General features: G+C 52.9%; 27 protein-coding genes, 1 tRNA gene and 3 pseudogenes. 10 read left to right on the top strand and 21 right to left on the bottom strand.

Features of this window, described 5'->3' with window-relative positions; translation table 11 throughout:
- Nucleotides 1-307: 307 nt before the first annotated feature.
- The 3 genes and pseudogenes from ACK4IR_RS11330 to ACK4IR_RS11340 all read left to right on the top strand — a co-directional run.
- Nucleotides 308-559 (top strand): annotated as a pseudogene (locus ACK4IR_RS11330) (CorA family divalent cation transporter); the annotation flags it as partial.
- Nucleotides 560-877: 318 nt separating this feature from the next.
- Nucleotides 878-1,780: a Tic22 family protein gene (locus ACK4IR_RS11335; RefSeq protein WP_409874464.1), complete on the top strand. Its 903-nt coding sequence runs from the start codon at nucleotides 878-880 to the stop codon at nucleotides 1,778-1,780.
- Nucleotides 1,781-1,783: 3 nt separating this feature from the next.
- Complete coding sequence (locus ACK4IR_RS11340; RefSeq protein WP_409874465.1) at nucleotides 1,784-2,851, top strand: esterase-like activity of phytase family protein; 1,068 nt, start codon at nucleotides 1,784-1,786, stop codon at nucleotides 2,849-2,851.
- Here ACK4IR_RS11340 and ACK4IR_RS11345 read toward each other — a convergent pair.
- Both ACK4IR_RS11345 and ebsA read right to left on the bottom strand, forming a co-directional pair.
- Entirely contained in the window at nucleotides 2,848-3,915 is a 1,068-nt protein-coding gene (locus tag ACK4IR_RS11345) for a phosphotransacetylase family protein (RefSeq protein WP_409874466.1), read from the bottom strand. The two genes, ACK4IR_RS11340 and ACK4IR_RS11345, sit on opposite strands and share 4 nt — an antisense overlap.
- 45 nt (nucleotides 3,916-3,960) lie before the next feature.
- Entirely contained in the window at nucleotides 3,961-4,335 is a 375-nt protein-coding gene (gene ebsA / locus ACK4IR_RS11350; protein WP_409874467.1) for a type IV pilus biogenesis protein EbsA, read from the bottom strand.
- A 138-nt stretch (nucleotides 4,336-4,473) separates the two neighbouring features.
- Here ebsA and ACK4IR_RS11355 point away from each other — a divergent pair, with 138 nt between their 5' ends.
- Nucleotides 4,474-4,806, top strand: coding sequence for a DUF760 domain-containing protein (locus ACK4IR_RS11355; RefSeq protein ID WP_409874468.1), 333 nt, complete (start codon nucleotides 4,474-4,476; stop codon nucleotides 4,804-4,806).
- A gap of 29 nt (nucleotides 4,807-4,835) precedes the next feature.
- Complete coding sequence (locus ACK4IR_RS11360; RefSeq protein WP_409874469.1) at nucleotides 4,836-5,264, top strand: hypothetical protein; 429 nt, start codon at nucleotides 4,836-4,838, stop codon at nucleotides 5,262-5,264.
- Here ACK4IR_RS11360 and ACK4IR_RS11365 read toward each other — a convergent pair.
- Nucleotides 5,261-5,560, bottom strand: a complete 300-nt coding sequence (locus tag ACK4IR_RS11365; protein WP_409874470.1) for a hypothetical protein — start codon at nucleotides 5,558-5,560, stop codon at nucleotides 5,261-5,263. The genes ACK4IR_RS11360 and ACK4IR_RS11365 overlap by 4 nt on opposite strands.
- Nucleotides 5,561-5,633: 73 nt before the next feature.
- On the opposite strand from ACK4IR_RS11365, the gene ACK4IR_RS11370 reads away from it, so the two are divergent.
- Nucleotides 5,634-6,434, top strand: a complete 801-nt coding sequence (locus ACK4IR_RS11370; RefSeq protein ID WP_409874471.1) for a glycosyltransferase — start codon at nucleotides 5,634-5,636, stop codon at nucleotides 6,432-6,434.
- Nucleotides 6,383-6,916 carry a glycosyltransferase gene (locus tag ACK4IR_RS11375; protein WP_409874472.1) on the top strand — a complete coding sequence of 178 codons (534 nt, stop codon included), beginning with the start codon at nucleotides 6,383-6,385 and terminating at the stop codon, nucleotides 6,914-6,916. The genes ACK4IR_RS11370 and ACK4IR_RS11375 overlap by 52 nt, the downstream gene beginning before the upstream one ends.
- Here the strand turns inward: ACK4IR_RS11375 and ACK4IR_RS11380 are convergent.
- The 9 genes from ACK4IR_RS11380 to ACK4IR_RS11420 form a co-directional block, all read right to left on the bottom strand.
- On the bottom strand, nucleotides 6,904-8,127 hold the full coding sequence (locus ACK4IR_RS11380) for an aminotransferase class I/II-fold pyridoxal phosphate-dependent enzyme (RefSeq protein WP_409874473.1): 1,224 nt from the start codon (nucleotides 8,125-8,127) through the stop codon (nucleotides 6,904-6,906). The two genes, ACK4IR_RS11375 and ACK4IR_RS11380, sit on opposite strands and share 13 nt — an antisense overlap.
- 47 nt (nucleotides 8,128-8,174) lie before the next feature.
- Nucleotides 8,175-9,383, bottom strand: coding sequence for a 2'-O-glycosyltransferase CruG (gene cruG / locus ACK4IR_RS11385; protein WP_409874474.1), 1,209 nt, complete (start codon nucleotides 9,381-9,383; stop codon nucleotides 8,175-8,177).
- On the bottom strand, nucleotides 9,380-9,685 hold the full coding sequence (gene minE / locus ACK4IR_RS11390; RefSeq protein WP_409874475.1) for a cell division topological specificity factor MinE: 306 nt from the start codon (nucleotides 9,683-9,685) through the stop codon (nucleotides 9,380-9,382). The genes cruG and minE overlap by 4 nt, the downstream gene beginning before the upstream one ends.
- Nucleotides 9,682-10,485, bottom strand: coding sequence for a septum site-determining protein MinD (minD, locus tag ACK4IR_RS11395; RefSeq protein ID WP_409874476.1), 804 nt, complete (start codon nucleotides 10,483-10,485; stop codon nucleotides 9,682-9,684). Before minD ends, minE begins: the two co-directional genes overlap by 4 nt.
- 38 nt (nucleotides 10,486-10,523) lie before the next feature.
- Nucleotides 10,524-11,312, bottom strand: a complete 789-nt coding sequence (minC, locus tag ACK4IR_RS11400; RefSeq protein ID WP_409874477.1) for a septum site-determining protein MinC — start codon at nucleotides 11,310-11,312, stop codon at nucleotides 10,524-10,526.
- Nucleotides 11,309-12,094 carry a nuclear transport factor 2 family protein gene (locus ACK4IR_RS11405; RefSeq protein ID WP_409874478.1) on the bottom strand — a complete coding sequence of 262 codons (786 nt, stop codon included), beginning with the start codon at nucleotides 12,092-12,094 and terminating at the stop codon, nucleotides 11,309-11,311. Before ACK4IR_RS11405 ends, minC begins: the two co-directional genes overlap by 4 nt.
- 25 nt (nucleotides 12,095-12,119) lie before the next feature.
- Entirely contained in the window at nucleotides 12,120-12,965 is an 846-nt protein-coding gene (locus ACK4IR_RS11410) for a Ycf66 family protein (protein WP_409874479.1), read from the bottom strand.
- 104 nt (nucleotides 12,966-13,069) lie between these two features.
- A complete protein-coding gene (locus ACK4IR_RS11415; protein ID WP_233838523.1) occupies nucleotides 13,070-13,222 on the bottom strand; it encodes a photosystem II reaction center X protein in 153 nt (50 codons plus the stop codon).
- A gap of 66 nt (nucleotides 13,223-13,288) precedes the next feature.
- Entirely contained in the window at nucleotides 13,289-14,287 is a 999-nt protein-coding gene (locus tag ACK4IR_RS11420; RefSeq protein WP_409874480.1) for a phosphodiester glycosidase family protein, read from the bottom strand.
- A 193-nt stretch (nucleotides 14,288-14,480) separates the two neighbouring features.
- Here ACK4IR_RS11420 and ACK4IR_RS11425 point away from each other — a divergent pair, with 193 nt between their 5' ends.
- From ACK4IR_RS11425 to ACK4IR_RS11435, 3 genes are read left to right on the top strand one after another with little or no spacing between them, the layout of a single operon-like run.
- Nucleotides 14,481-15,467: a cytochrome c oxidase subunit II gene (locus ACK4IR_RS11425; RefSeq protein WP_409874489.1), complete on the top strand. Its 987-nt coding sequence runs from the start codon at nucleotides 14,481-14,483 to the stop codon at nucleotides 15,465-15,467.
- A 32-nt stretch (nucleotides 15,468-15,499) separates the two neighbouring features.
- Nucleotides 15,500-17,152, top strand: a complete 1,653-nt coding sequence (gene ctaD, locus ACK4IR_RS11430) for a cytochrome c oxidase subunit I (RefSeq protein ID WP_409874481.1) — start codon at nucleotides 15,500-15,502, stop codon at nucleotides 17,150-17,152.
- A 21-nt stretch (nucleotides 17,153-17,173) separates the two neighbouring features.
- Complete coding sequence (locus tag ACK4IR_RS11435; RefSeq protein WP_409874482.1) at nucleotides 17,174-17,779, top strand: heme-copper oxidase subunit III; 606 nt, start codon at nucleotides 17,174-17,176, stop codon at nucleotides 17,777-17,779.
- On the opposite strand, the gene ACK4IR_RS11440 is transcribed toward ACK4IR_RS11435, so the two are convergent.
- The 9 genes and pseudogenes from ACK4IR_RS11440 to ACK4IR_RS11480 all read right to left on the bottom strand — a co-directional run bounded on the left by ACK4IR_RS11440 (nucleotide 17,776) and on the right by ACK4IR_RS11480 (nucleotide 24,822).
- Nucleotides 17,776-18,492, bottom strand: a complete 717-nt coding sequence (locus tag ACK4IR_RS11440) for a DUF4079 domain-containing protein (RefSeq protein ID WP_409874483.1) — start codon at nucleotides 18,490-18,492, stop codon at nucleotides 17,776-17,778. The two genes, ACK4IR_RS11435 and ACK4IR_RS11440, sit on opposite strands and share 4 nt — an antisense overlap.
- A 62-nt stretch (nucleotides 18,493-18,554) precedes the next feature.
- On the bottom strand, nucleotides 18,555-19,031 hold the full coding sequence (locus ACK4IR_RS11445) for a hypothetical protein (protein WP_409874484.1): 477 nt from the start codon (nucleotides 19,029-19,031) through the stop codon (nucleotides 18,555-18,557).
- A 19-nt stretch (nucleotides 19,032-19,050) separates the two neighbouring features.
- Nucleotides 19,051-19,123, bottom strand: a tRNA-Arg gene (locus ACK4IR_RS11450).
- Nucleotides 19,124-19,141: 18 nt separating this feature from the next.
- Nucleotides 19,142-19,858: an ABC transporter ATP-binding protein gene (locus tag ACK4IR_RS11455; RefSeq protein ID WP_409874485.1), complete on the bottom strand. Its 717-nt coding sequence runs from the start codon at nucleotides 19,856-19,858 to the stop codon at nucleotides 19,142-19,144.
- Between the two features lie 3 nt (nucleotides 19,859-19,861).
- A complete protein-coding gene (locus ACK4IR_RS11460) occupies nucleotides 19,862-20,110 on the bottom strand; it encodes a hypothetical protein (RefSeq protein WP_409874486.1) in 249 nt (82 codons plus the stop codon).
- Between the two features lie 85 nt (nucleotides 20,111-20,195).
- Nucleotides 20,196-20,558: pseudogene (locus ACK4IR_RS11465) on the bottom strand (ABC transporter permease subunit); the annotation flags it as partial.
- Nucleotides 20,541-20,911, bottom strand: a pseudogene (locus tag ACK4IR_RS11470) (ABC transporter substrate-binding protein); the annotation flags it as partial. The pseudogenes ACK4IR_RS11470 and ACK4IR_RS11465, both read right to left, overlap by 18 nt.
- 516 nt (nucleotides 20,912-21,427) lie before the next feature.
- Nucleotides 21,428-23,665, bottom strand: a complete 2,238-nt coding sequence (locus ACK4IR_RS11475; RefSeq protein ID WP_409874487.1) for a putative bifunctional diguanylate cyclase/phosphodiesterase — start codon at nucleotides 23,663-23,665, stop codon at nucleotides 21,428-21,430.
- 440 nt (nucleotides 23,666-24,105) lie between these two features.
- Nucleotides 24,106-24,822 carry a YadA-like family protein gene (locus ACK4IR_RS11480; RefSeq protein WP_409874488.1) on the bottom strand — a complete coding sequence of 239 codons (717 nt, stop codon included), beginning with the start codon at nucleotides 24,820-24,822 and terminating at the stop codon, nucleotides 24,106-24,108.
- Between the last annotated feature and the right edge of the window lie 274 nt (nucleotides 24,823-25,096).

Raw genomic sequence — 25,096 nt, forward strand, 5'->3', positions numbered from 1 at the left:
AGTTTGCTCAGACCATACACCATAAAAGTATAAGCTTGTGTAATTTTGGTTAATTTATCGGTTACTGCTGTTACCCCCCCCCCTTTATGGCTAGAAAACCCTTTCACTGTTTCCGTAGTGCACCCCCCCTGACCCCACGCCTCCTGCCGAGGAAGAAGATAACTACCTCGAAGATTACTTTACTTCTTTGATAAACCTGCAGCCATGCCCGGTACCCTCAGTATCGAGGCCGATGCTCCACCGCCAAGAATCATTCTCATTGACTATCAGCCGGATCAGGCCAGCCGTCGCATCTTAGAAACTCCCTATGAAAATTCTGACGATCATTTCGACCATCTTCATACCGCTGACCTTTATTATCGGTATCTTCGGTATCTATGGTATGAACTTTGATCCCGACGCTTCCCCTTGGAATATGCCAGAACTGGAGTGGTATTGGGGCTATCCGGCCTGCTGGGCAGTCATGCTGACAGTAGCGGGCAGTTTATTTTTCTTTTTCTGGCGAAAGGGCTGGTTCAAAAGCACTACTGGCTTAGACTCCCTAGAGACTGAACGCTAGTTCCCAAAAGGTGTAGAAACTTATCCCTTGTACATTGCGTCAAATTGGCTTAGGCTGGGAAAGCAAAGGGAGTACTTGATATGTAAAAATATTTACTTACAGCCCCTTTCACAAGGATGGCACACGATGAAAACCGTGAAAGCCACTAGGGAAAAGGATTGTATCCCCTTTTTGTATTCCATACTAAAGGGCTGTACTTAGTGCATAATTTCTGGTGTGAGTTAGGTACTATATTGCGATCGCCCCCCTCTCCACAACTAAGGGACTGAAATTTGGAGAGTTCACCTACTGCAATGGAACATTCATTTAGGAGACTCTATGAAAAGATTGGCACATTTGGGTGTTTTGGCAGGGTTAGTGAGTAGCCTGTGGTTAGCACCCGCCCTCAGCCGCTATGACATTGCCACTGCCTTACCCGAAGAACAAGTGCTGCGGATTCTCAACAATGTGCCCATTTTTATGATCACCAATGATAAAGGGGAACCGCTGACCGTTGAGATGCTCAATCCCCAAGATCAAAGCAAGAAAATTCAAGTTTTTACCTTCTTTATCAATCAGCAGGATGCTCAAACAGCTCTGAACACCATTAAAACTCGGCAGCCAGAGGTGGGTCGGGTGGCTCGCATTTCCGCAGCCGCCCTCAGTGGTGCGGTGAAAATTGCCCTCGAAAGCCAAAAGAACCCTGCCATTGGTGTGGACATTATTCCCTCCAAACCGCAAGTGGAAGCGGCCGTAAATCTGCTCAAGCAAAGTGGCGATCTAGTGGAGCGCGATGGCAAAATTCTGACCAAGGATGGCAAGCCGTTCATGGGCGGCACCCCCCTCTTTTTCCTAGCCGATAGCAAAACGGGTAACCCTATTGCTGTTGAGGCACAACTACGCGAAAACGGTCAGACCCGCACCCAGCGATTTATTCCCTTTTACTTTGACAAAACCCAGCTACAACGCGAAGTGGATCAAGCCCGCCAGCAGCGTCCTGAATTGGCCAAAGATACGGGTATCCGTGTCGTCATGCTCGATAATTTGGTGGCAACCATGTTGAGCACCAACGATCCTGTGGCGGGTCAAATTCAACTGTTACAAACCCCTGAGGCGATCCAGTTTGCCGTGCAACAGAGCGGTGGCAACAATGCCCAACGCCCTAATCCAGCCAATCAACCTGCTGCTCCCCAACGCCCAAATCAACAGGGAGGTGGCCAAGGCACAAACCGCAACCGCTAACCTATGCACTGGCAACGCCTGCTAACGGGCATTCTGCTCCTTGGCCTACTGTGGGGATGTGCCTTGCCCCAAGTGCGAGCGGAGGAGCGCCTATTTCTGAATGTGGGGGTGGAATTTCGCGGCGAAGTGCGATTGTCCGTGGGCAGCCAGTGGCAGAGTACCGAGGTGGGGGGGCTGTCGGGTTTGACCTACGATCCGCGTCAACAGCAGTTCTATGCCCTTAGTGACGATCGCCGACAGCCTCGGTTTTACACCCTTGAGATTACCCCTGAAACCATTGTCCCCAAGGGGGTGACCTTTCTGCGGCAGCCCAAGGGTGAGGGGTATCCCGTCAACACTGCCGACCCTGAGGGGATCGCGCTGACACCGGAGGGGCATCTTGTCATTAGCAGCGAAGGGGTGACGGCTACGGCTAGCCCCCCTTGGATCAAGGAGTTTGCCCGCGAGAACGGGCGGCGGATCACCACTTTCCCCATTCCCCCCTACTATCTCCCCCATGGTGGGCAGGGCATTCGCAATAATCTCGGCTTTGAGGCGCTGACGCTTTCTCCGGCGGGCGATCGCCTGTTTGTCGGCGTGGAATCTGCCCTTGCCCAGGATGTCCGTCCCAATCTCCCCCTTTACTGCCGTTTGCTCCATTACCTGCGGGGGGAGGTGGCGCCTGTGTTGCTGGCGGAGCATCTCTATCCCTTGGATCCCTCAGGGGCAGTGTTTAACGGTCTGGTGGAGCTGCTTGCCCTTGACAACGGTGGCCATTTTCTCAGTCTGGAGCGCAGCTATAGCCCAAGGGAGGGATATGGCATTCAGCTCTTTGAGGTTTCTCTTGCCGGTGCCACGGATACCCTTGGCATGGCCACGTTGCCAGCTGATCTGCGCACCATTCGTCCCGTCCAGAAACGGTTAGTTTTGGATTTCAAAACCCTGGGAATTCCTTTGACCAATTTAGAGGGGATGAGTTTTGGTCCTCCTTTGGCCGATGGGGCGCGATCGCTCTATATCATTGGCGATAACAACTTTGATGGCAAAACGCCGACCCAAGTACTGATTTTTGCCTTAACTGCCAAACCTTAGGCCTCAACCGTCAAGAGTCCCAACTGCGCCAGCAGGCGATCGCCATCCACGTGCTCCTGCATCATTTGCTCAACACACTTGACTTTGGCGATTTCATGGAGACGCACTTGACCGAAGGCACGATCCACAATTTCCACGGCTGTCAGTGTATCCAGATCCACAGAGAGGATGGGAATTTCCAACTCTTCGGCACGGGCAAGAACGGCAGGGGAGGGTGGCAAATGACCCGTGAGAATCAAACAGTGGGTGGAGGTCTCTAGGGCAGCCCATTGAATATCGGTGCGATCGCCGCCGGTAATCACCGCCATATTGTTCGCTTTACGGAAGTACTTCAGGGCAGCGCTGACGTTCATTGCCCCAATTGTCAGTTCTTCTACGAGCAAATCCAAGCGATCCGGACGGCACAAGACTTCGGCATTTAACTGGCGCACCAATTCCTTGACACTGACACTGCGCAGCAACTGACTGCGGGGCAACATGCCAAACACCGGAATTTCATGAGCCTCGAGATATTGGCGAATGGCAGGCAAGGGCTGGGCTTCTGGTTGGGGAATGTCGTTGATGATCACCCCCAGCAGGCGATCGCCTAATTCAGACTTGGCTAGGAGTAGCGATTCCACCACTAAAGGGGACTCATAGCGCACCACCAGTAAAATCGGTGCATCCAACACTGCTGCCATCTGGGCTAGCCCTAGATCAAACAGTCGTCCCTCCGCTAAAGTCGCTGGCCCTTCAAGGAGCACCAAGTCTTCGCTGTTGAGGTTGTGATAGGCCGCCAGGGCTTGGTGATAATCCTGCTGATCGGTGCCTGTCAGCCGTGCTTTGATGGCTTCTGGGGTCAGGGTGACCAATGTGGGTCGCACATTGTCTAGGTTAAGAGTTTGTTGTAAAAAACTGACATCCGCTTCAGTTTCTTCGCTCTCGGTAGCGGATTGGTACGTGCCGAGGGGCTTGCCGTAGGCAATGCGGAGGTGGCGATCGCGACAAAGCTTAGCTAATCCTAAAACCGTTGCGGACTTGCCGCTATAGGGCACAATGGAACCAATCAATAAATGCTTTGCCACCGTTTAGTTACTCCTCCCGCAACCCCAACCCAAAACACGCTATCCTTAGTCAAGCCGTAACAGCTTACGATAAAACGCTTTGGAAAAATCGGCAATACGATGTTTTTTATAGTTAACAATCACGTCAATGAGATGATCCACCAGTTCAAATGTGGTGATGGACATTTCATACTGCAAATCAGGAGAGTTATCAAAGGTGACGGTGCAGCGGGATAAGTCCGCCGGCAAGTTAGCCACTGTCCATGTGGCAACAAAATCAACATTGTTACCGCCTTCAATCCCCCGTTGTCCCTCTAACTTCCCCAGACGGTAAAGGGCAATGCCCAAGGGCAGCAGTGGCCGTTTCTCAGCACGCATATAGGGGGCAAAGATATTCACTTCCCGGGGGTTGGCAGGCTGAAGCTGATCGAGGGTGGTCATGCAAGAATCCTTGTGTATTCAGTCTCACCGAGTGCTGAGGTCTATTCTACAGTTAGAGCAGGTAGCACGGGAGTCTTAGCTCTAGTAGCGCATTTTGGTTTGGTAACATATAGTTAACATAACTAACGAGCACTGCGTATGGTTTTTGATCCTGGAAACGCTAACTTCTACCAGTCTTCTACGGATGATGGGCAACCCAATCTGCTTCTAAAGTACCTGCAAAGCCAATCACCAGAAGTTTTGACCCGCATTGCCCGTTCCGTCAGTCCAGAAATTCGCCAAATTATCAGCCAAAATGTCCAAGGTCTCGTGGGGGGTCTTCCCTCCGAGGACTTTAATGTCCAAATTGCTACTGATCGCGATAACCTTGCGGGGTTATTGGCCTCAGCCATGATGACGGGGTATTTTCTGCGCCAGATAGAACAGCGCATGGAGCTGGAAATGAGCCTCGGCGAGCTACCTATGCCTTAGGTTCTACCAACTTGATGTGAGTCTTGCTTGTGTCCGATCCTTGGCAACAGTTTAAGGCGCTGCCTTGGCGATCGCTAGTGCCTACAGGCTTTCTCGTTGCCTTGATTGCAGCGCTGTTTGACACTGGGATTTACTATATTGCCAGTACCGTTGCATCTGTCCGCGAGGCACTGCTCATCCTGCTTCAGCCTCCCTTGGTTCTATTAGTCCGCCTTGGTCTAAGTATTAGCCTTGGTATGGTGGCAGTGCTCGCTCTGGAGGTGTGGTTCAATCCAGCCCCTATCTATAGCGGCACCCTCTGGGCGTTATTTCTGTGTGTCCTAGTGGGGAGTGTATTCTTGAGCTTTTTTGGCAGCACCTTGGGACTACGACCCCTATTTTTCCCCTTGACCGATGTGTTCCTGATTGGCACAGCCGTGGGAATTTTCTGGCAAGGTCGTCGCTATTGGCGGTATTAAGTTGATTCCTCAAGATGAGGCGCGGGGAGCTTCGGAACGACGGCACTAATCTCAGGGTTAAAAGTGCTATCAAACGCATCGGCTCCCTGAAATAAATACCATACTGCCTCAATTACAGAGGCAATGCGAGCAATGCTACCCAGAGAACCGTAGGGCACTGTTGAAAAGAGTAGCCCCAGCAGTAGGTAAACTCCACCCCACAGAGGTTGGCGCAAATAAAACTTATGGAGACCGGGGAGGAAGATGCCGGCCAACGCCAAGAGGATGGCGATCGCGCGATTACGATAGCCCATCATGTGAAACCATCCATGACTCTACAATGCGATATTCAGTTAATCTCTAACAAAATGCAATCTTAAGGAGTTAGGTTTGCCCCAACCACTATCTGTTGCCGTCTTCATTTGCCTTGAATGGCAACCCAATGCCGGGGGACACGTCAAATGCTGGGAACGCTTTGCCGAAGCGGCTAGCCACTACCCAGACCGCGTTGACCTAACGATTTATTTCCTTGGTGAAAAACCGCAAACCCTAGCAGTGGCGGCCAATGTTCGCTACCAACTGCTACCGCCGCAGTTCAGCACGCACTCATTGGAGATTATGCGGCAAGGGGCAGGCATGACCGATGTGGCTCCCTTTCACCGGGGACTGCGCCGCTACTTACCCCAACATCAGGTGTTTCATATTACGGATACCTTTAGCTTTGCCGAAACAGTGCGCCGCTTTTGTCGCCAGCACCATCGTCCTCTGCTCAGTTCAATTCACACCGATTTGCCGTTACTGACCCGCACCTATTCGCGGGAAATTATTTGGCGCATGAGTGGCCGTAGTTGGGGGCGGGAATTTTGGCGGTGGCTATGGCTGGAGAAATTACAAGTGGATCAGTGGTTTGGTCGGCGAGCTGAACGCAAATTAGCGGGTTTTATGCGGGCGAGCGATCGCGTACTGGTCTCACGGCAGCAGGATGCCGATTGGCTGCTTACGTTTTTGCCTCCTGAGCAGGTAGCTTGGTTTCAGCGGGGGATCGATCGCGATCGCTTTCATCCCCGATTTCGCAATCCCCAATGGCTACGGGAGGAGTATCACCTGCCAGCGGTGCCATCACTCTTTTTGTCGGTCGGGTGGATGCCAGTAAAAATGTGCTCCTGTTGGCGCGGGCAGCTCAAGAGCTAGCTAACCAAGGGCAGGCCTTCCATGTGTTGATTGTTGGCGAAGGGGCACAGGCTGCCCTTATCAAAGACCTGTTGGGCGATCGCGTCACCCTTACAGGCAAGGTGCCCCAAGAAAAATTGGGGGCAATTTATGCCAGCAGTGATCTATTCGTCTTTCCCTCAGAGTCGGAAACAGGCCCCAATGTGGTGGTGGAAGCACGGGCAGCGGGATTACCCGTCGTCATTTCTGGTTTTGATGGCGGACGCAAATATGTGCAAGCTTCAGGGGAAGATGGGATAGTGGTTTACAGTCGCGCCCCCCAAGAATGGGCAGCTGCCATTGCCCCACTCTTAGACGATGCCCACTATCGCCAGCGGATGGGGACACAGGCACGCCAGATCACCCAAGAAACATGCCCCACGTGGCAGGAAGCCTTTGAGCAGAGTATTTTGTGCCAATGGGAAGTGGTTGCCCAAGCCTACGGCTGGCCTCAAAACGCCTGACTCTCTAAGAGAGCCTCTAAAATCAAGGCCATGTGGGTCCAGTGAGTCCCCCCCTGACAAAAAACAATATAGGGCGGGCGCAACGGGCCATCGGCAGACAGTTCCGACGTGCTGCCATCAATAAACGTGCCTCCAGCCATCACCAGATCATCGGCATAACCGGGCATCGGCGCGGGAACTGGGTCTAGATAAGACCCCACCGGCGAGTAGCGTTGCAACGTGCGACAGAAGGCAATCAGCTTTTCAGGACTGCCCAATTGGATGGCTTGAATGACATCGCGGCGGGAGGCGAGGGGGGCAGGGTTGACAGGATAGCCCAACTGGTCAAAAACATAGGCCAATAGATGAGCGCATTTGAGGGCTTCGCCGACCATCTGCGGTGCTAGGAACAGTCCTTGAAAGAGCAGACGATTTTGATCAAACGTAGCACCCCCCTCATGGCCAATCCCCGGTGCCGTCAGGCGATAACTGGCTTGCTCAATAAGATCGGCGCGTCCGGCTAAATAGCCCCCCGCTGTGGCGATCGTGCCGCCGGGATTTTTAATCAGGGAACCCGCAATCAAATCGGCACCGACATGGGGCGGTTCTTGGGTCTCGACAAACTCGCCGTAGCAGTTATCCACAAAACAGACCACATCGGGATTCTGCCCCTTGATTAGTTGGATCATTTTGCCAATCTCCTCAAGGCTAAGGCTGGGGCGCCATGTGTAGCCACAGGAGCGTTGAATGAGCACCATGCGAGTGTGCGGCTGGACACAGGTGGCGATCGCTGCCCAATCGGGTTGGCCATTGCTCAGCAGTGGAATCTCGCGATAGTGAATGCCGAAGTCCTTGAGGGAACCTTGGCCGTGACCCCGCAGGCCAATCACCTCTTCTAGGGTGTCGTAGGGGGCACCCGCTAGGGAAATTAGTTCATCGCCGGGGCGGAGCACCCCAAACAGGGCGGTAGCGATCGCGTGGGTACCAGAGACAAATTGCACCCGCACTAGAGCAGCCTCTGCTCCCATCACCTCTGCAAAAACGCGATCGAGCACCTCACGCCCCAGATCCCCGTGACCATAGCCGGTCATGCTACTGAAGTGATGCACTCCCAGCCGCTGCTGACGAAAGGCGCTGAGAACCCGATCTAAATTTTCTTTGACGCGGCCATCAATTTCCGCAAATGTGGTTGCAAGTGCCCCTTGGGCAGCAATCAAAAGTGGAGTGTTCACGTCAAGACCAAGAATTGAGCAAAGGCAAGTGTCATAAAGATAAAAACCTACAGCAAAGTCTGAGTTTTGGCAGGGTACATCCGTCCCCGCCACTGCTTGGGACGCTGCCAAGAGGAGAGGGTAATCCTGAGTGCCGCCAAGGGATCCGCAAGGGGGGAAAGCCAAAAGAGCCAGCGCCCTTGACCGGTTTGCCAATCGTAGGCGGGGGCGATCGCCAGCATCATGCCCCAGCGGATTAGCACCAGCAAGCCATTGAGCAGGGTGGCTATCTCTAGGGGCAAGGTGGGAGCAGTCACTGCTAGGGCGATCCCTCCCAAAACTAACAAAGGCAACGGCAATCCCTGCACTGCCCAGAGAAAATAGACATCGCCCCACACTTGGGCTGCTGGTGTGGCATCTTTGAGGTCAAGCGATCGCCCCCATTCGCGCCATGTTTCGGCCATCCCCTCATACATCCGCACCTTGAGCACCTTTGAGCCATCGCGAAAGGCCACCCGTGCCCCCCTAGCCGCCGCCGCCCGCACCAAGGTCACATCGTCGCAAAAGGAAGCAGCGGCCACCTGGTAGCCGCCCATGGCCTCAAGGCGCGATCGCCGGATCAGTAGGCATTGACCATTGGCTAGAATCCGTTCCGGCTGAGTTTCCACTGCACGCGCTGCCCCAAAGCGATAGATCAAGGTTAACAGCAACGCCGGTTGTAGCCACCATTCGCCCCCGGTCTTGAGAATAAACCGTGGTGAGAGGGAAACGAGATCCAATTGCTCCCGCTGCGCCGTCTCCAAAAGGCTGGCGATAAGGCCGGGTTGCGGTTGCGTATCCGCATCAATGCCCAAAATCCACTCGCTATCGGGATGGGCACGACAAAAGCCCGTATGTAATGCCCAAGGCCGTCCCACCCACCCCGGTGGTAAGGGGGGATCAAACTCCAGTTGCAGACGGGGATCGCGATGCTGTGCTGCCCGCACCATCTCAGCCGTGCCATCTTGGGAATGACTATCCACAATCAGAATTTCCCGCACCTCGTAGCCTTGGCGCATTACGCCTTCTAAACAGGGTTGCAGCCGCTGCGCCTCATTGAGGGTCGGTACGACAATGGAGACTTTGGCTAAGTTTTCCGGGCGTGAGGGCTGCGGTTCCAAGGGGGCAGGGCGTCGCCAACCTGCTGTCAGGCGGGCCATTAAAACAGCCGCCCAAGGTGCCTGTGCCACGATCGCGCCGCTGGCGATCGCCGCTAGTCCAACTGCAACGGTACTCAACTTGCGTCTGCCTCGTTTTCTAATGGGGAAACCTCCTCTGGGGAGAGCTTCAGCCGTTTGATCGGCAAATTGGCAATCAAGGCTGTTGTCCGCTGATCCGACTCTAGGGAAACGGCTATCCCTTCTGGGTCTAGCTCCACATAGCGGGAGACCACCTCTAAAATATCGCGCCGCAGATTGTTCAAAATTTCCGGCGTCAGCGCCGCGCGATCGTGCGCCAAGACAAGCTTCAAGCGCTCTTTGGCAGTGGTGCGACTGGGGGGAGTCCGCGTAAACAGCCGCTCCAGAAGTTCACTGATCATCCCTTTGCCCCAAACAAGCGTCGAATCCGGTTAAATAATCCCCCGCTTGCTGCCTCTAAATCGAGAAACTCCACCTTTTCCCCCTCTAAGCGGCGGGCAATGTTCATAAAAGCCTGACCCGCCAGCGATGGCGAGTCTGCCAAAACCAGAGGCTCCCCTTTATTGGTGGAAACAATGACCTTCTCATCCTCCGGCACAATGCCAATCAGGGGAATCGAAAGAATTTCTTGGACATCTTCGACGGACATCATATCGTTGGCGGCCACCATTGCCGGGCGCAAGCGATTCAAAATCAACTGGCTGTTGCGAATGCGGTAGGCTTCCAAAAGACCGATCACGCGATCGGCATCCCGCACCGCGGCAATTTCTGGGGTAGTCACCACCAAGGCTTCCTGAGCCGGAGCAATGGCATTGCGAAACCCTGCCTCGATCCCGGCCGGACAATCAATCAGGACATAGTCATAGTGCTTACTCAGGGCTGAGGCCAACTGTCGCATTTGCTCCGGGGTAATGGCATCCTTATTGCGGCTTTGGGCAGCGGGCAGTAACACCAACTTATTCAGGCGTTTATCGCGCACAAGGGCTTGATCCAAGCGACACTGCCCCGTCAGCACATCAATGGCGGTATAAACCACCCGATTTTCCAAACCAAGCAGGAGGTCGAGATTGCGCAAGCCAAAGTCCGCATCAATGAGCACCACCGATCGCCCCAATTTGGCCAAGGCCACCCCAATATTGGCACTGGCAGTTGTTTTCCCCACGCCCCCTTTACCCGAAGTAATGACAATCGTGCGCCCCATTCAACTTCCTAGCGATTGGCTTACTAGAATAGATTATCTCAAGGCGCCTCAGATAAAGCGAAGACTCGTCCCCAACTCAAGGCAGGGGCAATTTGAATCCCTTGCTCTGTTGCATAGGCTACTTCCGGATAGGGAGGGTTCGGAGGGGCCGGGGTGCGAGCCACAAAATCGGCAATCCGTAACTGGGTGGCCGCCATCTCTAGGGTCATAATCCGTGCCCCTAAGTTACCCTTAGCACCGGCGTGAGCAACCCCCCGTAAGCGTCCCCAGACAATAATATCTCCGGCGGCAATAATGCTGGCACCGGCATGGACATCGCCGACAATGACCACACTGGCCTCATGGTGAATTTCCATTCCCGATCGCAGGGTTGTTTTCAAGTAGAGGGGGTTGGCTGTGGCTATTGGGTCGCCATTGGTCTCCTTGGCCAGTAAGGGGGGCAGTTCCCCCTGTTGGACACTGTAGCCAAGGGTCGCAGCGGCGATCGCCGTCTGGCGGCGTTCGGTAATAATTTTGTCCAATCGCAACTGATGCTCGCTAAGAGCTTCCGCCAACTGTTGAATCTGGGATTGATCTAAAAGCCGCTGTCCACAGGCACAATCTACGGGTAAGGTCTCTGACCAGAGGTGTTCTTGACCGACAAAGTATAGTTGCAACTGCGGCCACAGATCAATCCAGTCCAAATCAGTGGGCAATGTGAGTCGGTAGCGCCCTGCGCAGTGTTCTAAAACAATGCCACTGACAATCGGTGCACCGTGCTCAACCTCAGGAGTCGCCTCAATACTTTCAGTAGGTTCCGCTACAGGGGTTGACTCCGCCTCACTCATGGTTTTTCTACCCGCAGTCGCTGTGTAATCAAGACCATGCCGGTATCTCGAATTAAGGCCACCGAGACCCAACGGTTACCAGGTTCTTGGGGGGCGCGTCCCACCTTAAAAATGCCACCCGCAGAGAGGAGTTCCAATTTCACAGAACCGGGATTGGCGTAGGTTTGGGCATTAATGGGCTGGTCACTGGCAGCCCCAAGGAGAATTGCGTTGCCAACGGGTTCTTGGACAATGGCATCGAGGCTAAATTCTTCACCGGGGCGCACGGTTTGGGGAAGCGAAAATTGCACGGTGGGCGGTGTTGTCCCAATGGTCACCGTGGTATTCTCTTGGGTAATGTCTTGGCGGAGAATTTTGCCGTTGCGAATTACTTGGGTGGCTTGGAGGTTGCCACGCAGGATTTGCGGGCGATCGCTAGTGCCGCCGCTGCCTTCAATTGTCGTTCTAACGTCCAAGATCCAGTCATTGCCCTGCTGCTGCCAACGATTGACGGTTGTACGGTAGCGGATGTCGCGATAGGGCTGCCAAAACGTCGGCAGTTGTTTGCGCAATATGTCCAGCGTGAGGCCATCCCCTGTTTTGAACTCAGGGTCATAGAAGGCCAAGACCGCCTCTAAATTCTTTTGACTAGCTGCTGCATCTAAACCATTGACCACCGCCTGCACCGATTGCGGTAGCGCAGCCGAGGTAGCTTGCGCTAGGGGAGCCGCCCAGGTTTGCTTCGGAACCCCCCCACAAATGGCTGCCAAGCCAAGGACTGAAACCAGAAAATAGCGACGCATTGTGAACCGCCTTTGCTCCTAGGGTCTATTCATCATCAAAATTGGCGGAGTTATCCTGCTCGTCAGTAGGGGGACGATCCAAGGGCTGATAGGGCACATACTCACTGCCATCGGTGGTGCCTTCAGGACGCGGACGGGGAGGGCGACGGCGCAGGGGGCGATCGCTTGCTGTTTCTGTAGTAGGCGGCGGAGGACGGCGGGTGGGACGGCGCGTTGGTGTCGGCGGGCGATAAGGTTCATCCACAATCTCATCTGCGGTTGGCGTTGTTGGTCGAGGACGACGAGAGGGGGGACGACGTACACTAGAACGGCTGGGAGGTTCAGTACGGGACGGGCTGCTGCGCCGTGAGGGTAACCGTCCTACTGGGGGAGTATCCTCCAAATCCTCATCTTCATAGCGCGATCGCGACACCTCACGGCTACCGCGAATGCGCCGTAGGGGCGGATAGTCCTCCTCTTCTTCCTCGTCTTCGTAGGGTTCAAGTTCCTCTATCTCTGCACGGTAAGTGTAGCTGCGGCTGACGGGTCGCTCTTCATCTACAATTGGGGTATTCCGCCGCGCCTGCTCTGTGGCCACTCGCCGCAAACGAATACTCTCGTAGGCAAAAAATGCAGCAGTCCCCGTCAGTAGAAACTGGCCAAAGAGAAGAATGGGATCAAGGCGCCACCCTTGAAAAAAGAGAATCCCACCGCACAGGAGAGCCACTGCGGCAAAGAAAATATCGTGATCTCGCGCCAGCTCTGGCTGAATCGAGCGCAAAAAATAGAGGAGCGCACCCGCAACCGCTAGACCAATCCCCAAGATGCCAGCAGGCCCGAGTCCAACATTGACAATTTGACCAAGGAGAGGAGAAAAGAAAAGATAAGTCATTATAAACCATTGCCTGAGAGGGCAAAATAGCACTAAGAGTCACAGCTCTATGGCCATGACCCTATTCTAGCGACAAGTGGCAACCGCACCCGTTGGTCTGACCCTTAGGAAGAGCGTTGCACTTTATCAATTTGGCTGATGGTGATCAGGGCAATGAAGGTGAGACCCAAAACCACGGCTCCCGACACCAAGCCAATGAAGAAGCCTTTGAGGGAAGGGGTAATCGTCAACAGTAGAGGGTACGCAAAGTGGATCATGGCGTTTGCTTGCAGGTCAAAGTGAACACTAGGATTTTAACAAAATCTGGCTTCCCTGCTGAAACACTAGCCCCAGTCTCGCCAAGCCCGCAGTCGCGTGAGCAGCCGCTGCTGAATCCACTCCCAAAAAGCAAAGGAAAAGGAACTTCGGGGCTGGTCTCGCGGTACTAAGCCAATATTGGCACCCACAGGTCTCAGCGATCGCCCCATGGCCATTGCCGCTTCACGCGCTTCCTCTTTAGGATTTAGAAACGTAAGGGTGGGAGCGGGTAACCAACGGGCCAATTCGCAATAGCGATCTCGGGGATGATTTTTCACTTCCCCTTCCACCACTAAGGTCGCCGATTCCCCACCATCCACTGCCGTGGCATCCGTCACCCCCTGCTCGAGTAAAAAGGCCTGAAGCTGGGGAAAGGATACCCCCGGCGAACCGCCGTTGCCCCGCCCATCACTGACTAAGAAAATATACTCATTGCCCCGCTTGCCCAGAATCGCCTTCGGTGAGGTGCGATCGCTCCCATCCACAGGGAGTTTTTTACCTGCCTCTAACAACTGCTGCGAGCCACTCACCACATGAAACGGCTGCGCTGGTAACCTGCCGCGATAAAACTCAATCCCGCCTTGGGCAGGAAAGTGAACCATTGCTGCATAGCCCCTCTCGTAGGGACGCACCACCCGACCGTTAACAATGTAGGTGCCGAGAAGCCCGGCCGGAATCGTACCTCGACCGGTTAAGCACGTTTGCCGCAGTGCTCGATAACCAATGCCCTCAGGATTCGTCTTGCCCATGATCCATTTTTGATAGTCCTGCAAAGAGGGCAGAGATTGAGCATTCAACCAGCGGAAGAAGTTCGTATTCATGGCTGCCACCGCTCCTGTGCGCCGCGCAAAAGCCGCCGTCGTCTCTAGATAGGTGTCTTCACCAGCGGGGGCAGGTTCGGTCATGACGACTCGATAGTCCGCCATCGGCGCTGCCACCATGTGCACCTGTGTTTGCCCTATCCTGTGGGTCGAGTATTGAAGAGTGGCCAGCGACGCTCCTGCCAAGGTCACCACGCTCAGCATCTCTTTTCCTCCTCCGGCATAACCTTCGGTTTTAGGGAGTCATCCTTAGCTTAGGACGCAACCACAGGCAAGGGGGTACCTCGCAGCCTCCACAATAGTGAAGAAATCAACATAAATCTTTAGGTTCTTTTAACCCACATCCTTAGGGAATCTGCCTAGGATCAGGATGGGATTTTCTGGACGCTTTGGCACCATGGAACAAATACCCGCCCCCATTTGGACACTGACCGCCGGCGTTGTTGTCACCCTGATTAGTTTCTGGGTTGGACAGCACCATGGCCTTCTGCCGGAACAAGCTTCTGAGCAGGCGCCCTTAGTGGACAACTTCTTCAACATTATGCTCACAATTGGTACCGCCCTCTTTTTGGTGGTGCAGGGTGCCATTCTTCTTTTTGTGATTCGCTATCGCCGCCGCCCCGGTGATGAAGGGGATGGCCTGCCCGTTGAGGAAAACTTACCCCTAGAGGCTTTCTGGACTGCGATTCCCGCCCTAATTGTGATTTTCCTTGGCATCTACAGTGTGGATATTTTCCAGCGCATGGGGGGTCTCAATCCAGGGGATCATGCCCTGCACTCGATGCATACGCCGAAGCAAGCCGTTGCTGTTGTTGCCGAAGCCCCCTCGAAAACCACCAGCGATGCAACTGCCCTCTTAGCAGCTGCGCAAACCCCTGAAATTGGCATTGGCGCCAGCCCCGATGTTCAAGGCAAAACCCCAGACGTAGTGGTGGATGTGGCGGGTATGCAATATGCCTGGATTTTCACCTATCCCGACAGCGGCATTGTCTCTGGGGAACTCCATATTCCGGTGGGCAAGGATGTACAGTTAAACCTTTCTGCCCGCGATGTCATCCATTCCTTTTGGGTGCCCCAATTTCGTCTAAAGCAGGATGCGATTCCCGGTGTACCCACTGAACTGCGCTTTAAGGCGACTAAGGTGGGGACATACCCCGTTGTCTGTGCTGAACTCTGTGGTGGCTACCATGGTGCCATGCGCACCCAAGTGGTCGTACATACCCCAGAGGAGTTTGAAACGTGGCGCAGCCAAAACAAGATGACAGCAACGGCGCCGGTCATCCCCTCCCTTCGCGATCGCCATGTCGAGGAGATGGGGGTAACCCCGCAATTGGTGGCGCAGGTGGAAGCAATGACCCACCACCATTCTCCTGACAAGCGTTAGTTTTTTCCTACGGTTGCATTCTTGAGAGAGTTATGGCGCAAGCACAACTGCCGCTAGAAACCCCCTTGTCGCTCCCTGAGCATCCCAAGGCGTGGAAGTGGTACGACTATTTCACCTTCAATACCGATCACAAGGTCATCGGCATTCAATATCTGGTGACCGCCTTTATCTTTTACCTCATCGGTGGCCTGATGGCGGTGGCCATGCGCACGGAGCTGGCAACGGCCGATTCCGATTTTCTGAATCCCAATCTCTACAATGCCTTCATGACCAACCATGGCACGATCATGATCTTCTTTTGGGTGGTGCCGGCAGCGATCGGGGGCTTTGGCAACTACTTGGTGCCCTTGATGATAGGGGCGCGGGACATGGCCTTTCCTCGCCTAAATGCCTTGGCGTTTTGGCTAAATCCGCCGGCGGGGGCGTTACTTTTGGCCAGTTTTCTCTTTGGCGGTGCCCAAGCGGGTTGGACTGCCTATCCACCCTTGAGTACGATAACCGCCACCACGGCTCAGAGTCTGTGGATTCTGGCGATTGTCCTGGTGGGCACCTCCTCCATTATGGGATCGGTGAATTTCATTGTCACCATCTGGAAAATGAAAGTGCCCAGTATGCGCTGGAATCAACTCCCCCTCTTTTGCTGGGCAATGCTGGCTACCTCCCTCCTAGCGCTAGTGTCAACACCCGTACTCGCAGTGGGTCTAATTTTACTACTGTTTGATATTAACTTTGGCACCTCGTTTTATAAACCCGATGCCGGTGGCAATGTCATCATTTACCAGCACCTGTTTTGGTTTTACTCTCACCCGGCGGTGTACCTGATGATTCTGCCCATCTTTGGCATTATGTCCGAGGTGATTCCGGTTCATGCCCGTAAGCCCATCTTTGGCTATCAGGCGATCGCCTACTCCAGTTTGGCCATCTGCTGCGTGGGTCTCTTTGTCTGGGTACACCACATGTTCACCAGCGGGACGCCCCCTTGGATGCGGATGTTCTTTACCATTTCGACACTGATTGTGGCCGTACCGACGGGGGTGAAAATCTTTAGTTGGGTGGCGACCCTCTGGGGGGGCAAAATTCGTCTCAACAGTGCCATGCTCTTTGCCATTGGCCTACTGTCAATGTTTGTCTTGGGTGGCCTCAGCGGTGTCACCTTAGGGACTGCCCCTGTGGATATTCACGTCCACGATACCTACTATGTGGTAGCCCACTTTCACTATGTGCTCTTTGGGGGTTCCGTCTTTGGTCTCTATGCCGCGATTTACCACTGGTTCCCCAAAATGACGGGGCGACTCCTCGATGAGCGCTTGGGAATTCTGCACTTTGTCCTCACCTTCATTGGCACCAACCTAACCTTTTTGCCGATGCACGAGTTGGGACTGAAAGGGATGCCACGGCGGGTGGCCATGTACGATCCCCAGTTTGAGCCGATTAATCTGATTTGTACAATTGGTGCTTTTGTCTTGGCTTTCTCGATTATTCCTTTCTTGATTAATGTCCTCTGGAGCTGGAATAAGGGCAAAATTGCCGGCGACAATCCTTGGCGTGGTCTCAGCCTAGAGTGGACAACTAGTTCACCGCCGCTGATTGAAAATTGGGAAGTGTTGCCCGTGGTCACCAAAGGTCCCTATGACTACGGTATTGAGCAGCGCAGGGGGAGTACGGATGAGGACGAGGAAGAGTAGGACATTCTAGGAGCGATCGCCATGCAAAGTACTGTTGACTCTCAAGCGACGGCCATAGCCGTTGATCATGCCCATGAACATCCAGATTTTCGGGTTTTAGGGTTGCTAATTTTTCTAATTTCTGAATCTCTGATGTTTGGCGGCCTCTTTGCCGCCTATTTACTCCTACGGGGCATGCATGAGCAATGGCCACCGGAAGGCACCGAGGTGGAACTTCTCGTGCCCACCATTAACACGCTCATCCTGATCTCCAGTAGCTTTGTCATCCACTACGGTGATGTTGCCATCAAAAAGGATGATGTTCGCAGTATGCGCAAGTGGTACTGGATCACGGCGGCCATGGGGGCGGTGTTCCTCGGCGGGCAAGTTTATGAGTACCTCACGCTTGGCTACGGCCTACGCACCAATGTCTTTGCCAACTGCTTCTATGTGATGACGGGCTTCCACGGCCTCCATGTCTTGGTCGGCATTTTGCTGATTTTGGGGGTGATCTGGCGATCGCGCCGCCCCGGACATTACAACGCCCACAGGCATACGGGGGTGGCCATGGCAGAAATCTACTGGCACTTTGTGGATGGGATCTGGATTATTCTCTTTGTGCTCTTGTATATCCTGACGCGCTTCTAGGGACAGGTTTTGAACTGAGGCGATTGGGGATCGAAGTTGCACCGATAAACCACGGGAGCCTGCCAACTCAAGGGAATCTCCAAGAGGTCACGGGTACCCGTGATCCCCTGTAAGAGAAACAAAATCAACGCAAGGGAATTCAAACCGATGTGAATGCGCCGCCACGTGAGCGATCGATCTTGGTAGATCTCACGCACCATGGCCACAGAAAAAATCATCAGCATCACAGCCCCTAAGCCAAAGTAAAAGTGGGAAGCCCACCACTCGTCATCGCGGCGAAAGACCCCTGGCTGAAAGGCGAGAATGACCACCCCCATCCCGGAGAGGGTGGCAAAGACAGCACGCCACAGCCTTGACTGAGCACGATAGAGAAGCACCGTGGCTGCAATGGTAGCAATAAACATCAATGCCACAAGAACCACAGAGAGGGGTTGCAGCGTGTTATTCTCCGCCTGCATCAAGAAGCCCTGAAACCCAAAGACGACCGAATAGGCCAAGGCTACCAATGTAATGCCGATCACGCCGGCAGCTAAGAGCTTGCCCAACTTTACGTGCCAACTGCCCACCGTAGTGGAAATTGAGGCGGAGTCTTTGAGGCGACGCTGCCGCGTTTGGAGGGCAAAGAAGGCGGTGATCCCCAGCACGGGAAAGATAAATGTGCAAGCTAGGATGGGATGCAACAGCAAAATGATGTCTTTGAGATTGAGAAACATACCGGCGAAGAAAGACAAAGCCAGTTTTAAGGTAGCGTAAGAAATGGACGGGCGATCGCAACCTAGGGACGCGGTAAATCAAAGAAGAGGAGTTTTGTCAGTAATCCAACGGCAGCCACTAACAGTGTCACTAGGAACCCCCACAGCCGTGCATCCGTCCCTGCTTGTCGCTTGGAAATGTCCTGTAAAGTGGACTCTACTGTATCAATCCGCTGCTCAAATTTGGCTTCCACAGCATTGATGTGCTGTTCAAGCTTGGCCTCCACGGCATTAATCTGTTGTTCTAGTTTGGCTTCGACGGCATTAATGCGCTGTTCAAGCTTGGCCTCCACAGCATTAATCTGTTGTTCCAGTTTGGCTTCAACAGCATCAATTTTGTCCTCAAGCCTTTGGAATTTCTCGTTACTAGTGGCAATGTGAATATCCAGCTTTTTCTCTATGGCTTGGATGGCAGTCTGCATTACCCGCATGTCGGCTTGCATCCCTTGGATAGCATCCAAGACTTGGCTCAATTCGGAACGGGTAATGGGTTCAGCCATACCTCTGAAGTTTGATTAACGGACGTGGAGGGATTCGAACCCCCGACCCTCAGAACCGGAATCTGATGCTCTATCCACTGAGCCACACGTCCATCTTTCTCATCATAGCATTAACCAAGGTAGGCTTGCTGAACCCGTGGATCATTGAGGAGATCTACTGCACTGCCGCTTAGGGTCATTTGACCCGCTTCAAGCACATAACCGCGATCGCCCAATTGCAAGGCAAGATGAGCATTTTGCTCCACCAGCAGCATCGTCATTCCCTGTTGCCGCAGTTGCGCCAAGATGGCAAAAATTTCCCGCACTAAATTGGGCGCTAAGCCTAAACTGGGTTCATCGAGGAGCAGTAAGCGGGGACGACTCATCAGAGCACGGGCGATCGCCAGCATTTGTTGCTCACCACCACTAAGGGTTCCTGCCAGTTGGTGTTGCCGCTCCCGTAGTCTGGGAAAACGCTTGAGTTGTGCTTCGAGATCCTGTTCAATCTGCGCCTCATCTCGACGGCAGTAGGCACCCAGCAGGAGATTGTCGCGCACGGTTTGGCGTGCAAGAACCTGACGCCCCTCTGGACAATGGGCAATGCCCAGCCTCACTAATTCATGAGGCGATCGCCCTGCAATGGATTGACCGGCAAAGCGAATAGTGCCTTCACTGGGAACGAGTTTAGAGATGGCGCGCAGGAGAGTCGTTTTACCGGCACCATTGGCACCCACAAGGGTAATGCACTCCCCGGCTTCAATGGACAAACTTACCCCTCGCAGAGCACAAATGCCACCGTAGTGGACGCTCAGGGACTCAATTTCTAAAATGTGTGCTTGAGAACTCATCCACTAAGCCATGGTCTGGGATTCCTTTGAGTTATGAGAGCCACGCTGCCCCTCTTCCCATTCAGCAATGGCAGCATTTTCTCTTTGGGCAGCAGCACTGGTGATGAGGGCGGCAATTTCCCGAGGAGAGAAACTGCGCTGTCCACAGGCGCCTTCTTCTAGAAGGATAGGGCAGAGATTACGTTGCAGTCCTTTGAAGATGGCGCGGGCGCGATCGGGATAGCGAAAGTTGTGGTCAAATAAACTGGCCATCTGAGACATCCAAGAGCACTGCCATTATCCTAAATCCTATGGGCACACCCATTGCCAATGGTAGTGTGGACTATTGTTTTCTCCCCCTTTTGCAATGAAGGTAGTCTTGGGGAATTTCCCGTACACCCACAGCGGTATTGATGAGAATCGGCCAGATGGAGGTAATGAAGATCACAAAGATTGCGGCGAGTTCATTTTGGCGCAATGCCGCAAGGGAGATGGGTACCTACGCCAAGGGTGCCACCATGCGCAGAAATTGAAAGATGGGGTCGAGGGACTTATTCAGGACTTTACTGGTTCCCACCAAAATCCCCAGAGTAATTCCGACAATGGCGGCCAACCCATAGCCTTGGGCAACGCGGGTCAAGCTAATTAGAGTTTGTCGTGCTAACCCCTGATCAAGGGGGCTGTTGTAGTAAAAGGGATGAAAGATCAGATAGCGACTACGCTCATAGGGCATGGGCATCTGCCACTGACCACCATCAATCCCGCCGGCGGCGGAGCCAATCACCACATTTCCCGAGCACTGGCCCAGTTGGCCTGCTTGGAGATTTCAGCATTGGTGAGACCATGCTTAGCAAAGAAGCCTTTTTCTTTGGCAATAATCAGGGGAGCGGATTCCACAATGGGCATAAAACCTAATTTAATCGTGTCCGTTTCCACTGCACCCGTAGTGGTCGTCCCCCCTCCCTGCTGTTGTCCTTGGGGAGTTTCTGCGGGAGCACATCCCTTGAGGGCGATCGCCCCCATGGCGGTAGCAGTGGCAGTCATTAGAAAACGACGACGCGACAATTGAGACATAGCGTGACCTATATGGAGAACAGTAAATTTATAATCTGAGCTAATGTTATTAACCCCCTCTATCGGTGCAATTTCCCTACTTGATTCAAGGGTGTGAGGAGTAACGGCAAATCAACTTGTTATCAACCTTTAGCTTCAACTTGATTTGAACAAATTTAGCCTGCACTGCCCCATCCTCGCGTAGCAGGTGGGGGTTAACGCGCGGCAATGAAGCGAAGCGGAGTTGCCAATAAATGAATCATCGTAGCCCTGATTCTCAATGTACTCACTTCCTAGCCATCATCAACTGCATGCTAGTAAAATTGCTCTAGGGTAACTCGAAACCCCATCATCTGCATCGCTGCTAGAGGGATTCTTAAACTCACTTGCCGAAAGGACAGTGAGGAGTATTTGGGCAAAAGTTCCCGATACTCGTCTAGAAGCTGAGCTTGTTTGTGTGACCTGTGGACTCTCAAGTCTCAGGTTGGCATTGACACCACCACTTCGCCTCAGCAGGGGGTCTGGGCTTCATGTACTTTAGAGGATGTGCTCTTGGAGGTAAACTTCGGCCTTGTCGGGAGCCAGCGGCGGAGCAAAAAGATAGCCTTGACCATAGGTGCAACGGAGAGAGCGCAACAGTTCTAGTTGGGTCGTATTTTCAATGCCCTCGGCAATGCAATCAAGGTGCAGGTTGCGCGCTAGAACCAAAATCGTGTGTACCACCTCTAGGTCTTCTTGGCTGCGATCCATTTGGGAAATGAAGGAGCGGTCAATTTTAATGCCATCAAGAGGAAGATTGCGCAAATAGCTCAGGGAGGAATATCCCGTGCCAAAGTCATCAATGTTAATGCGCACGCCCATCCCCTTCAGCTCGGCGAGGATTTCACGGGTAGAATCCAAGTGCTGCATCAGCGTACTCTCGGTAATTTCGATCTTGAGAAATTGACCGGCTAAATGATGATGCTTAAGGGTTTGCTCAATCTCAGCTGCAAGGGTGGGCAACGAAAATTGATTAGCAGAAAGATTGATACTCATTGTCAAGCCCATGGACTGGAGTTTGGGGTACTTTTGCTGCCACTGCTGCAACTGCTCACAGGCATTGTGCAAGACCCAGCGGGAGAGTTCAAAAATCAGCCCTGTTTCTTCGGCAACAGGAATAAAGACCTCAGGGGAAATGAGGGTATCCCCCTTTTGCCAACGGAGCAGCGCCTCAAAACCTCTCAGAAGTTGGCTACGGAGATTGACAATAGGCTGATAGTGTAAGGCAAAGTCACCCCGTTCAATGGCTTGCCGCAGTTCGACTTCTAAATGCAGGCGATCGCGCACCTGTTGCAGCATGATAGGGTCAAAAACATTAATGCGATTGCGTCCTTTGATCTTGGCGTGGTACATGGCCATGTCAGCATCCCGCAAGAGTTCTTCACTACTGGTGTAATGGGCACCTCCCATCACAAGGCCAATACTCACAGTGCTGTAGAGGGTGTAGTGATCAATTTCAAAGGGGTGGCTGAGCCGCTCCCGCAGCCCTTGGGCAATGGCTTGAGCCTGTTCTAGGCCCTGAATATCATTGAGCAACACGGCAAATTCATCGCCACCTAAGCGGGCTACGACATCCTGAGGACTGACACAACGACTGAGCCGCTTGGCAAGTGCTTGCAGGAACAAATCGCCAATGGAGTGTCCGAGACTGTCGTTGAGGGTCTTGAAGCGATCTAAATCCAAACAGAGAACGGCATAGTGGTAGTTGGGGTGCGCTGCGGCATGGCTGAGGGTCGTACGCAAGTGTTCCTCAAAGAGCCAGCGATTGGGTAAATGGGTGAGGTGGTCATGGCGAGCTTGGTAAAGGAGTTGGGCTTCGATGGCTTTGCGCTCTTGAATTTCCCTTTGGGCTTTTTGATAGAGTTCCGCTTGCAGAATGGCGATCGCCAACTGGGTTGAAATTTGCTTAATCAATTCAATTTCACCGTCTTGCCAGTCGCGGGGATGGGCGCATTGATGACAGATAAGCAACCCCCAAAGCCGCCCCTCGACAACAATCGGTACGACCAGAGTAGCCTTGACCTGATAGTGTGCCAGCAGATCCCGATAACAAGGGACGACAGGAGCTGTGTCTAAGTTATTCACTACATGAATGCGACCGCGCTTGTAGGCTTCGATATATCGCTCTGTAAAACAGGAATCCCCCACAACGTCCCCAAGGGCCGATAACCAAGGGGGAAGAACTGCTTCCACCTCCATAATGCCGCGCCAGTCATCAAGGAAACGATAAATGAGCACGCGATCGCACTCGAGAAGTTCCCGCACCTCCTTGACAGCAGTTTCGAGAATCGTTGAAAGTTCAAGGGTTTGATGAATATGCTGGGTAATTTGCACCAGTAGGCGATCGTATTGGGCTTGGCGCAAGAGTTGCTGTTCCACCTGATGGCGATCGATGGCGCGGCGGATACTACGTGCCAGCACGTTGGGACTAAGTTCCTGAAAGCTCAAGTAGTCCTGAGCACCACTGTGGAGTATCTGAGTTGCCAGATCAGGGCGATCGCTAGGATCAATCACAACTAGGGGCAAATGTGGATAGCATTGCTGGAGTGTTTGCACGGCTTTAAGAACATGATCTCCTTGAGCAATGAGGACAAGGACATTGGGTTTGGCCTGAGCAACCACACCAGGAGTTAAGTGAGAATACAGACAGGTGTGAACTTGATAGCAAATGTAATCAATCTCTGCGAGATGGGGATATAAAATTTCACCCGCTTGGGGGATTTTTTCAATGATCAATAAGTTAAGAAAAGATACCGAAGATATGGATGGCGAAGAAAAGGATGGTACCTGACCTGAGGTTGTTTGCGGTATCTCCAGCAACTCATGGGGATCATTATTCATCACAGGAAGCATCGTTACTTTTTTGAGCATTTTTGATGATGTATTCAACAGGAATTCTTGCTATAGTGAGCTAATAAAGCATCTTGATTTTAGGTAAGTATTGATTTTCTTTCTAAATCCATCATAACAACTGAGGGAGATCACTGTTGAAATGAAATGAATAAGATGAAATGAATAAGAAGCACCAAAGAGTCTCTACACAGCGGTATTTTGGATTATTAATAAAAATAAAAAGATTATAAACTTTTATCTATGATAGAGTAAATAAGCAAGCTGAGCTGCTTTTGACGCGGCTCTATATTCAGTAAAAGACTAGAGGACAACTGTGGCCAAAGCTAGAATCGAGCACCGATTCCTAGGCGAACCAAAGGATATCCAACACTGGAAAAGCTCGCACCTGCATCAATAATGACCGGCTCGATTTGATGTGCCATGGCCACCCCCGCCGCTGTATAGCCACCATACGTCGCAACACCGGCATTAAATGTGGTTTCCCCAGAACGGGCAGGAACAATCGGCATTAGAGCTGCTGCCGAGGCAATCCCTGCAAAAGCCTCACCCCTTAATTTGTTAATTTGGGCATCTGTATAAGCATTTGCTGCGCTTAGAGCTGCTGTCCCCATACCATCCACATAGGCTTTGTTAACGGCATCCGTGGGATTAATCGGTGTGGCAACATTATTAGTAATACGTCGCTCTGCACCCGGTGCACCCACAGAAACTGTATTTGGCTGATTGGCGACGGAATTTGCCCCGATAGCCACACTGTTGACAGCTATCACTTGAGCATTGTGACCCAAGGCAGTTCCGTTTTGGGCGTTGACCGTAGCTTGACCACCCAATGCTGTGCCTTGAGCAGCAGTGACTTGAGCACTACGACCGATCGCAATCCCATCTGCTGATCCAGCAGCAACATTTGCGGCATTGCCGATCGCAATACTACTAGCAGGGTTTGCTGTGCTATTGCTGCCAATGGCAACACTATCAGCGCCTAAAGCACGGTTTTGGAAGCCTACAGCGGTGGCGTCGCGTTGCGTGGCTTTGTTCTGCATGCCTACAGCGGTGTTATTGTCACCTTTAGCTTCGTTCTCCATGCCTACAGCGGTGTTGTTGCTGCCTGTTGTGTTAGTAGTGCCATCAGCAACATTTTTGTAGCCTACTGCTGTATTGTTGTTACGAGCTGCATCTGGAAATGGCCCACTTCCAGGTGGGGTGCCGGTTGTGCCTACAGTATTCTCTGCACCGATCGCTGTGTTGTTGTTCCCTTCTGGTGGATTTGGATTTGACGCATCAAATTCAAACCAATTTTATTCCGAGACCCCAAGG

The organism is Thermosynechococcus sp. (genome assembly GCF_046299635.1).
In the GTDB taxonomy this organism is placed as follows: Bacteria; Cyanobacteriota; Cyanobacteriia; order Thermosynechococcales; family Thermosynechococcaceae; genus Thermosynechococcus.

Bases quoted from the DNA above. Each gene is read 5' to 3' on its own strand.
- ACK4IR_RS11335 (WP_409874464.1), top strand. From the start codon at position 878: ATGAAAAGATTGGCACATTTGGGTGTTTTGGCAGGGTTAGTGAGTAGC.
- ACK4IR_RS11340 (WP_409874465.1), top strand. From the start codon at position 1,784: ATGCACTGGCAACGCCTGCTAACGGGCATTCTGCTCCTTGGCCTACTG.
- ebsA (WP_409874467.1), bottom strand. From the start codon at position 4,335: ATGACCACCCTCGATCAGCTTCAGCCTGCCAACCCCCGGGAAGTGAAT.
- ACK4IR_RS11355 (WP_409874468.1), top strand. From the start codon at position 4,474: ATGGTTTTTGATCCTGGAAACGCTAACTTCTACCAGTCTTCTACGGAT.
- ACK4IR_RS11365 (WP_409874470.1), bottom strand. From the start codon at position 5,560: ATGATGGGCTATCGTAATCGCGCGATCGCCATCCTCTTGGCGTTGGCC.
- minE (WP_409874475.1), bottom strand. From the start codon at position 9,685: ATGATCAGTGAACTTCTGGAGCGGCTGTTTACGCGGACTCCCCCCAGT.
- minD (WP_409874476.1), bottom strand. From the start codon at position 10,485: ATGGGGCGCACGATTGTCATTACTTCGGGTAAAGGGGGCGTGGGGAAA.
- minC (WP_409874477.1), bottom strand. From the start codon at position 11,312: ATGAGTGAGGCGGAGTCAACCCCTGTAGCGGAACCTACTGAAAGTATT.
- ACK4IR_RS11405 (WP_409874478.1), bottom strand. From the start codon at position 12,094: ATGCGTCGCTATTTTCTGGTTTCAGTCCTTGGCTTGGCAGCCATTTGT.
- ACK4IR_RS11410 (WP_409874479.1), bottom strand. From the start codon at position 12,965: ATGACTTATCTTTTCTTTTCTCCTCTCCTTGGTCAAATTGTCAATGTT.
- ACK4IR_RS11415 (WP_233838523.1), bottom strand. From the start codon at position 13,222: ATGATCCACTTTGCGTACCCTCTACTGTTGACGATTACCCCTTCCCTC.
- ACK4IR_RS11420 (WP_409874480.1), bottom strand. From the start codon at position 14,287: ATGCTGAGCGTGGTGACCTTGGCAGGAGCGTCGCTGGCCACTCTTCAA.
- ACK4IR_RS11425 (WP_409874489.1), top strand. From the start codon at position 14,481: ATGGAACAAATACCCGCCCCCATTTGGACACTGACCGCCGGCGTTGTT.
- ctaD (WP_409874481.1), top strand. From the start codon at position 15,500: ATGGCGCAAGCACAACTGCCGCTAGAAACCCCCTTGTCGCTCCCTGAG.
- ACK4IR_RS11435 (WP_409874482.1), top strand. From the start codon at position 17,174: ATGCAAAGTACTGTTGACTCTCAAGCGACGGCCATAGCCGTTGATCAT.
- ACK4IR_RS11440 (WP_409874483.1), bottom strand. From the start codon at position 18,492: ATGTTTCTCAATCTCAAAGACATCATTTTGCTGTTGCATCCCATCCTA.
- ACK4IR_RS11445 (WP_409874484.1), bottom strand. From the start codon at position 19,031: ATGGCTGAACCCATTACCCGTTCCGAATTGAGCCAAGTCTTGGATGCT.
- ACK4IR_RS11455 (WP_409874485.1), bottom strand. From the start codon at position 19,858: ATGAGTTCTCAAGCACACATTTTAGAAATTGAGTCCCTGAGCGTCCAC.
- ACK4IR_RS11460 (WP_409874486.1), bottom strand. From the start codon at position 20,110: ATGGCCAGTTTATTTGACCACAACTTTCGCTATCCCGATCGCGCCCGC.
- ACK4IR_RS11480 (WP_409874488.1), bottom strand. From the start codon at position 24,822: ATGCAGAACAAAGCCACGCAACGCGACGCCACCGCTGTAGGCTTCCAA.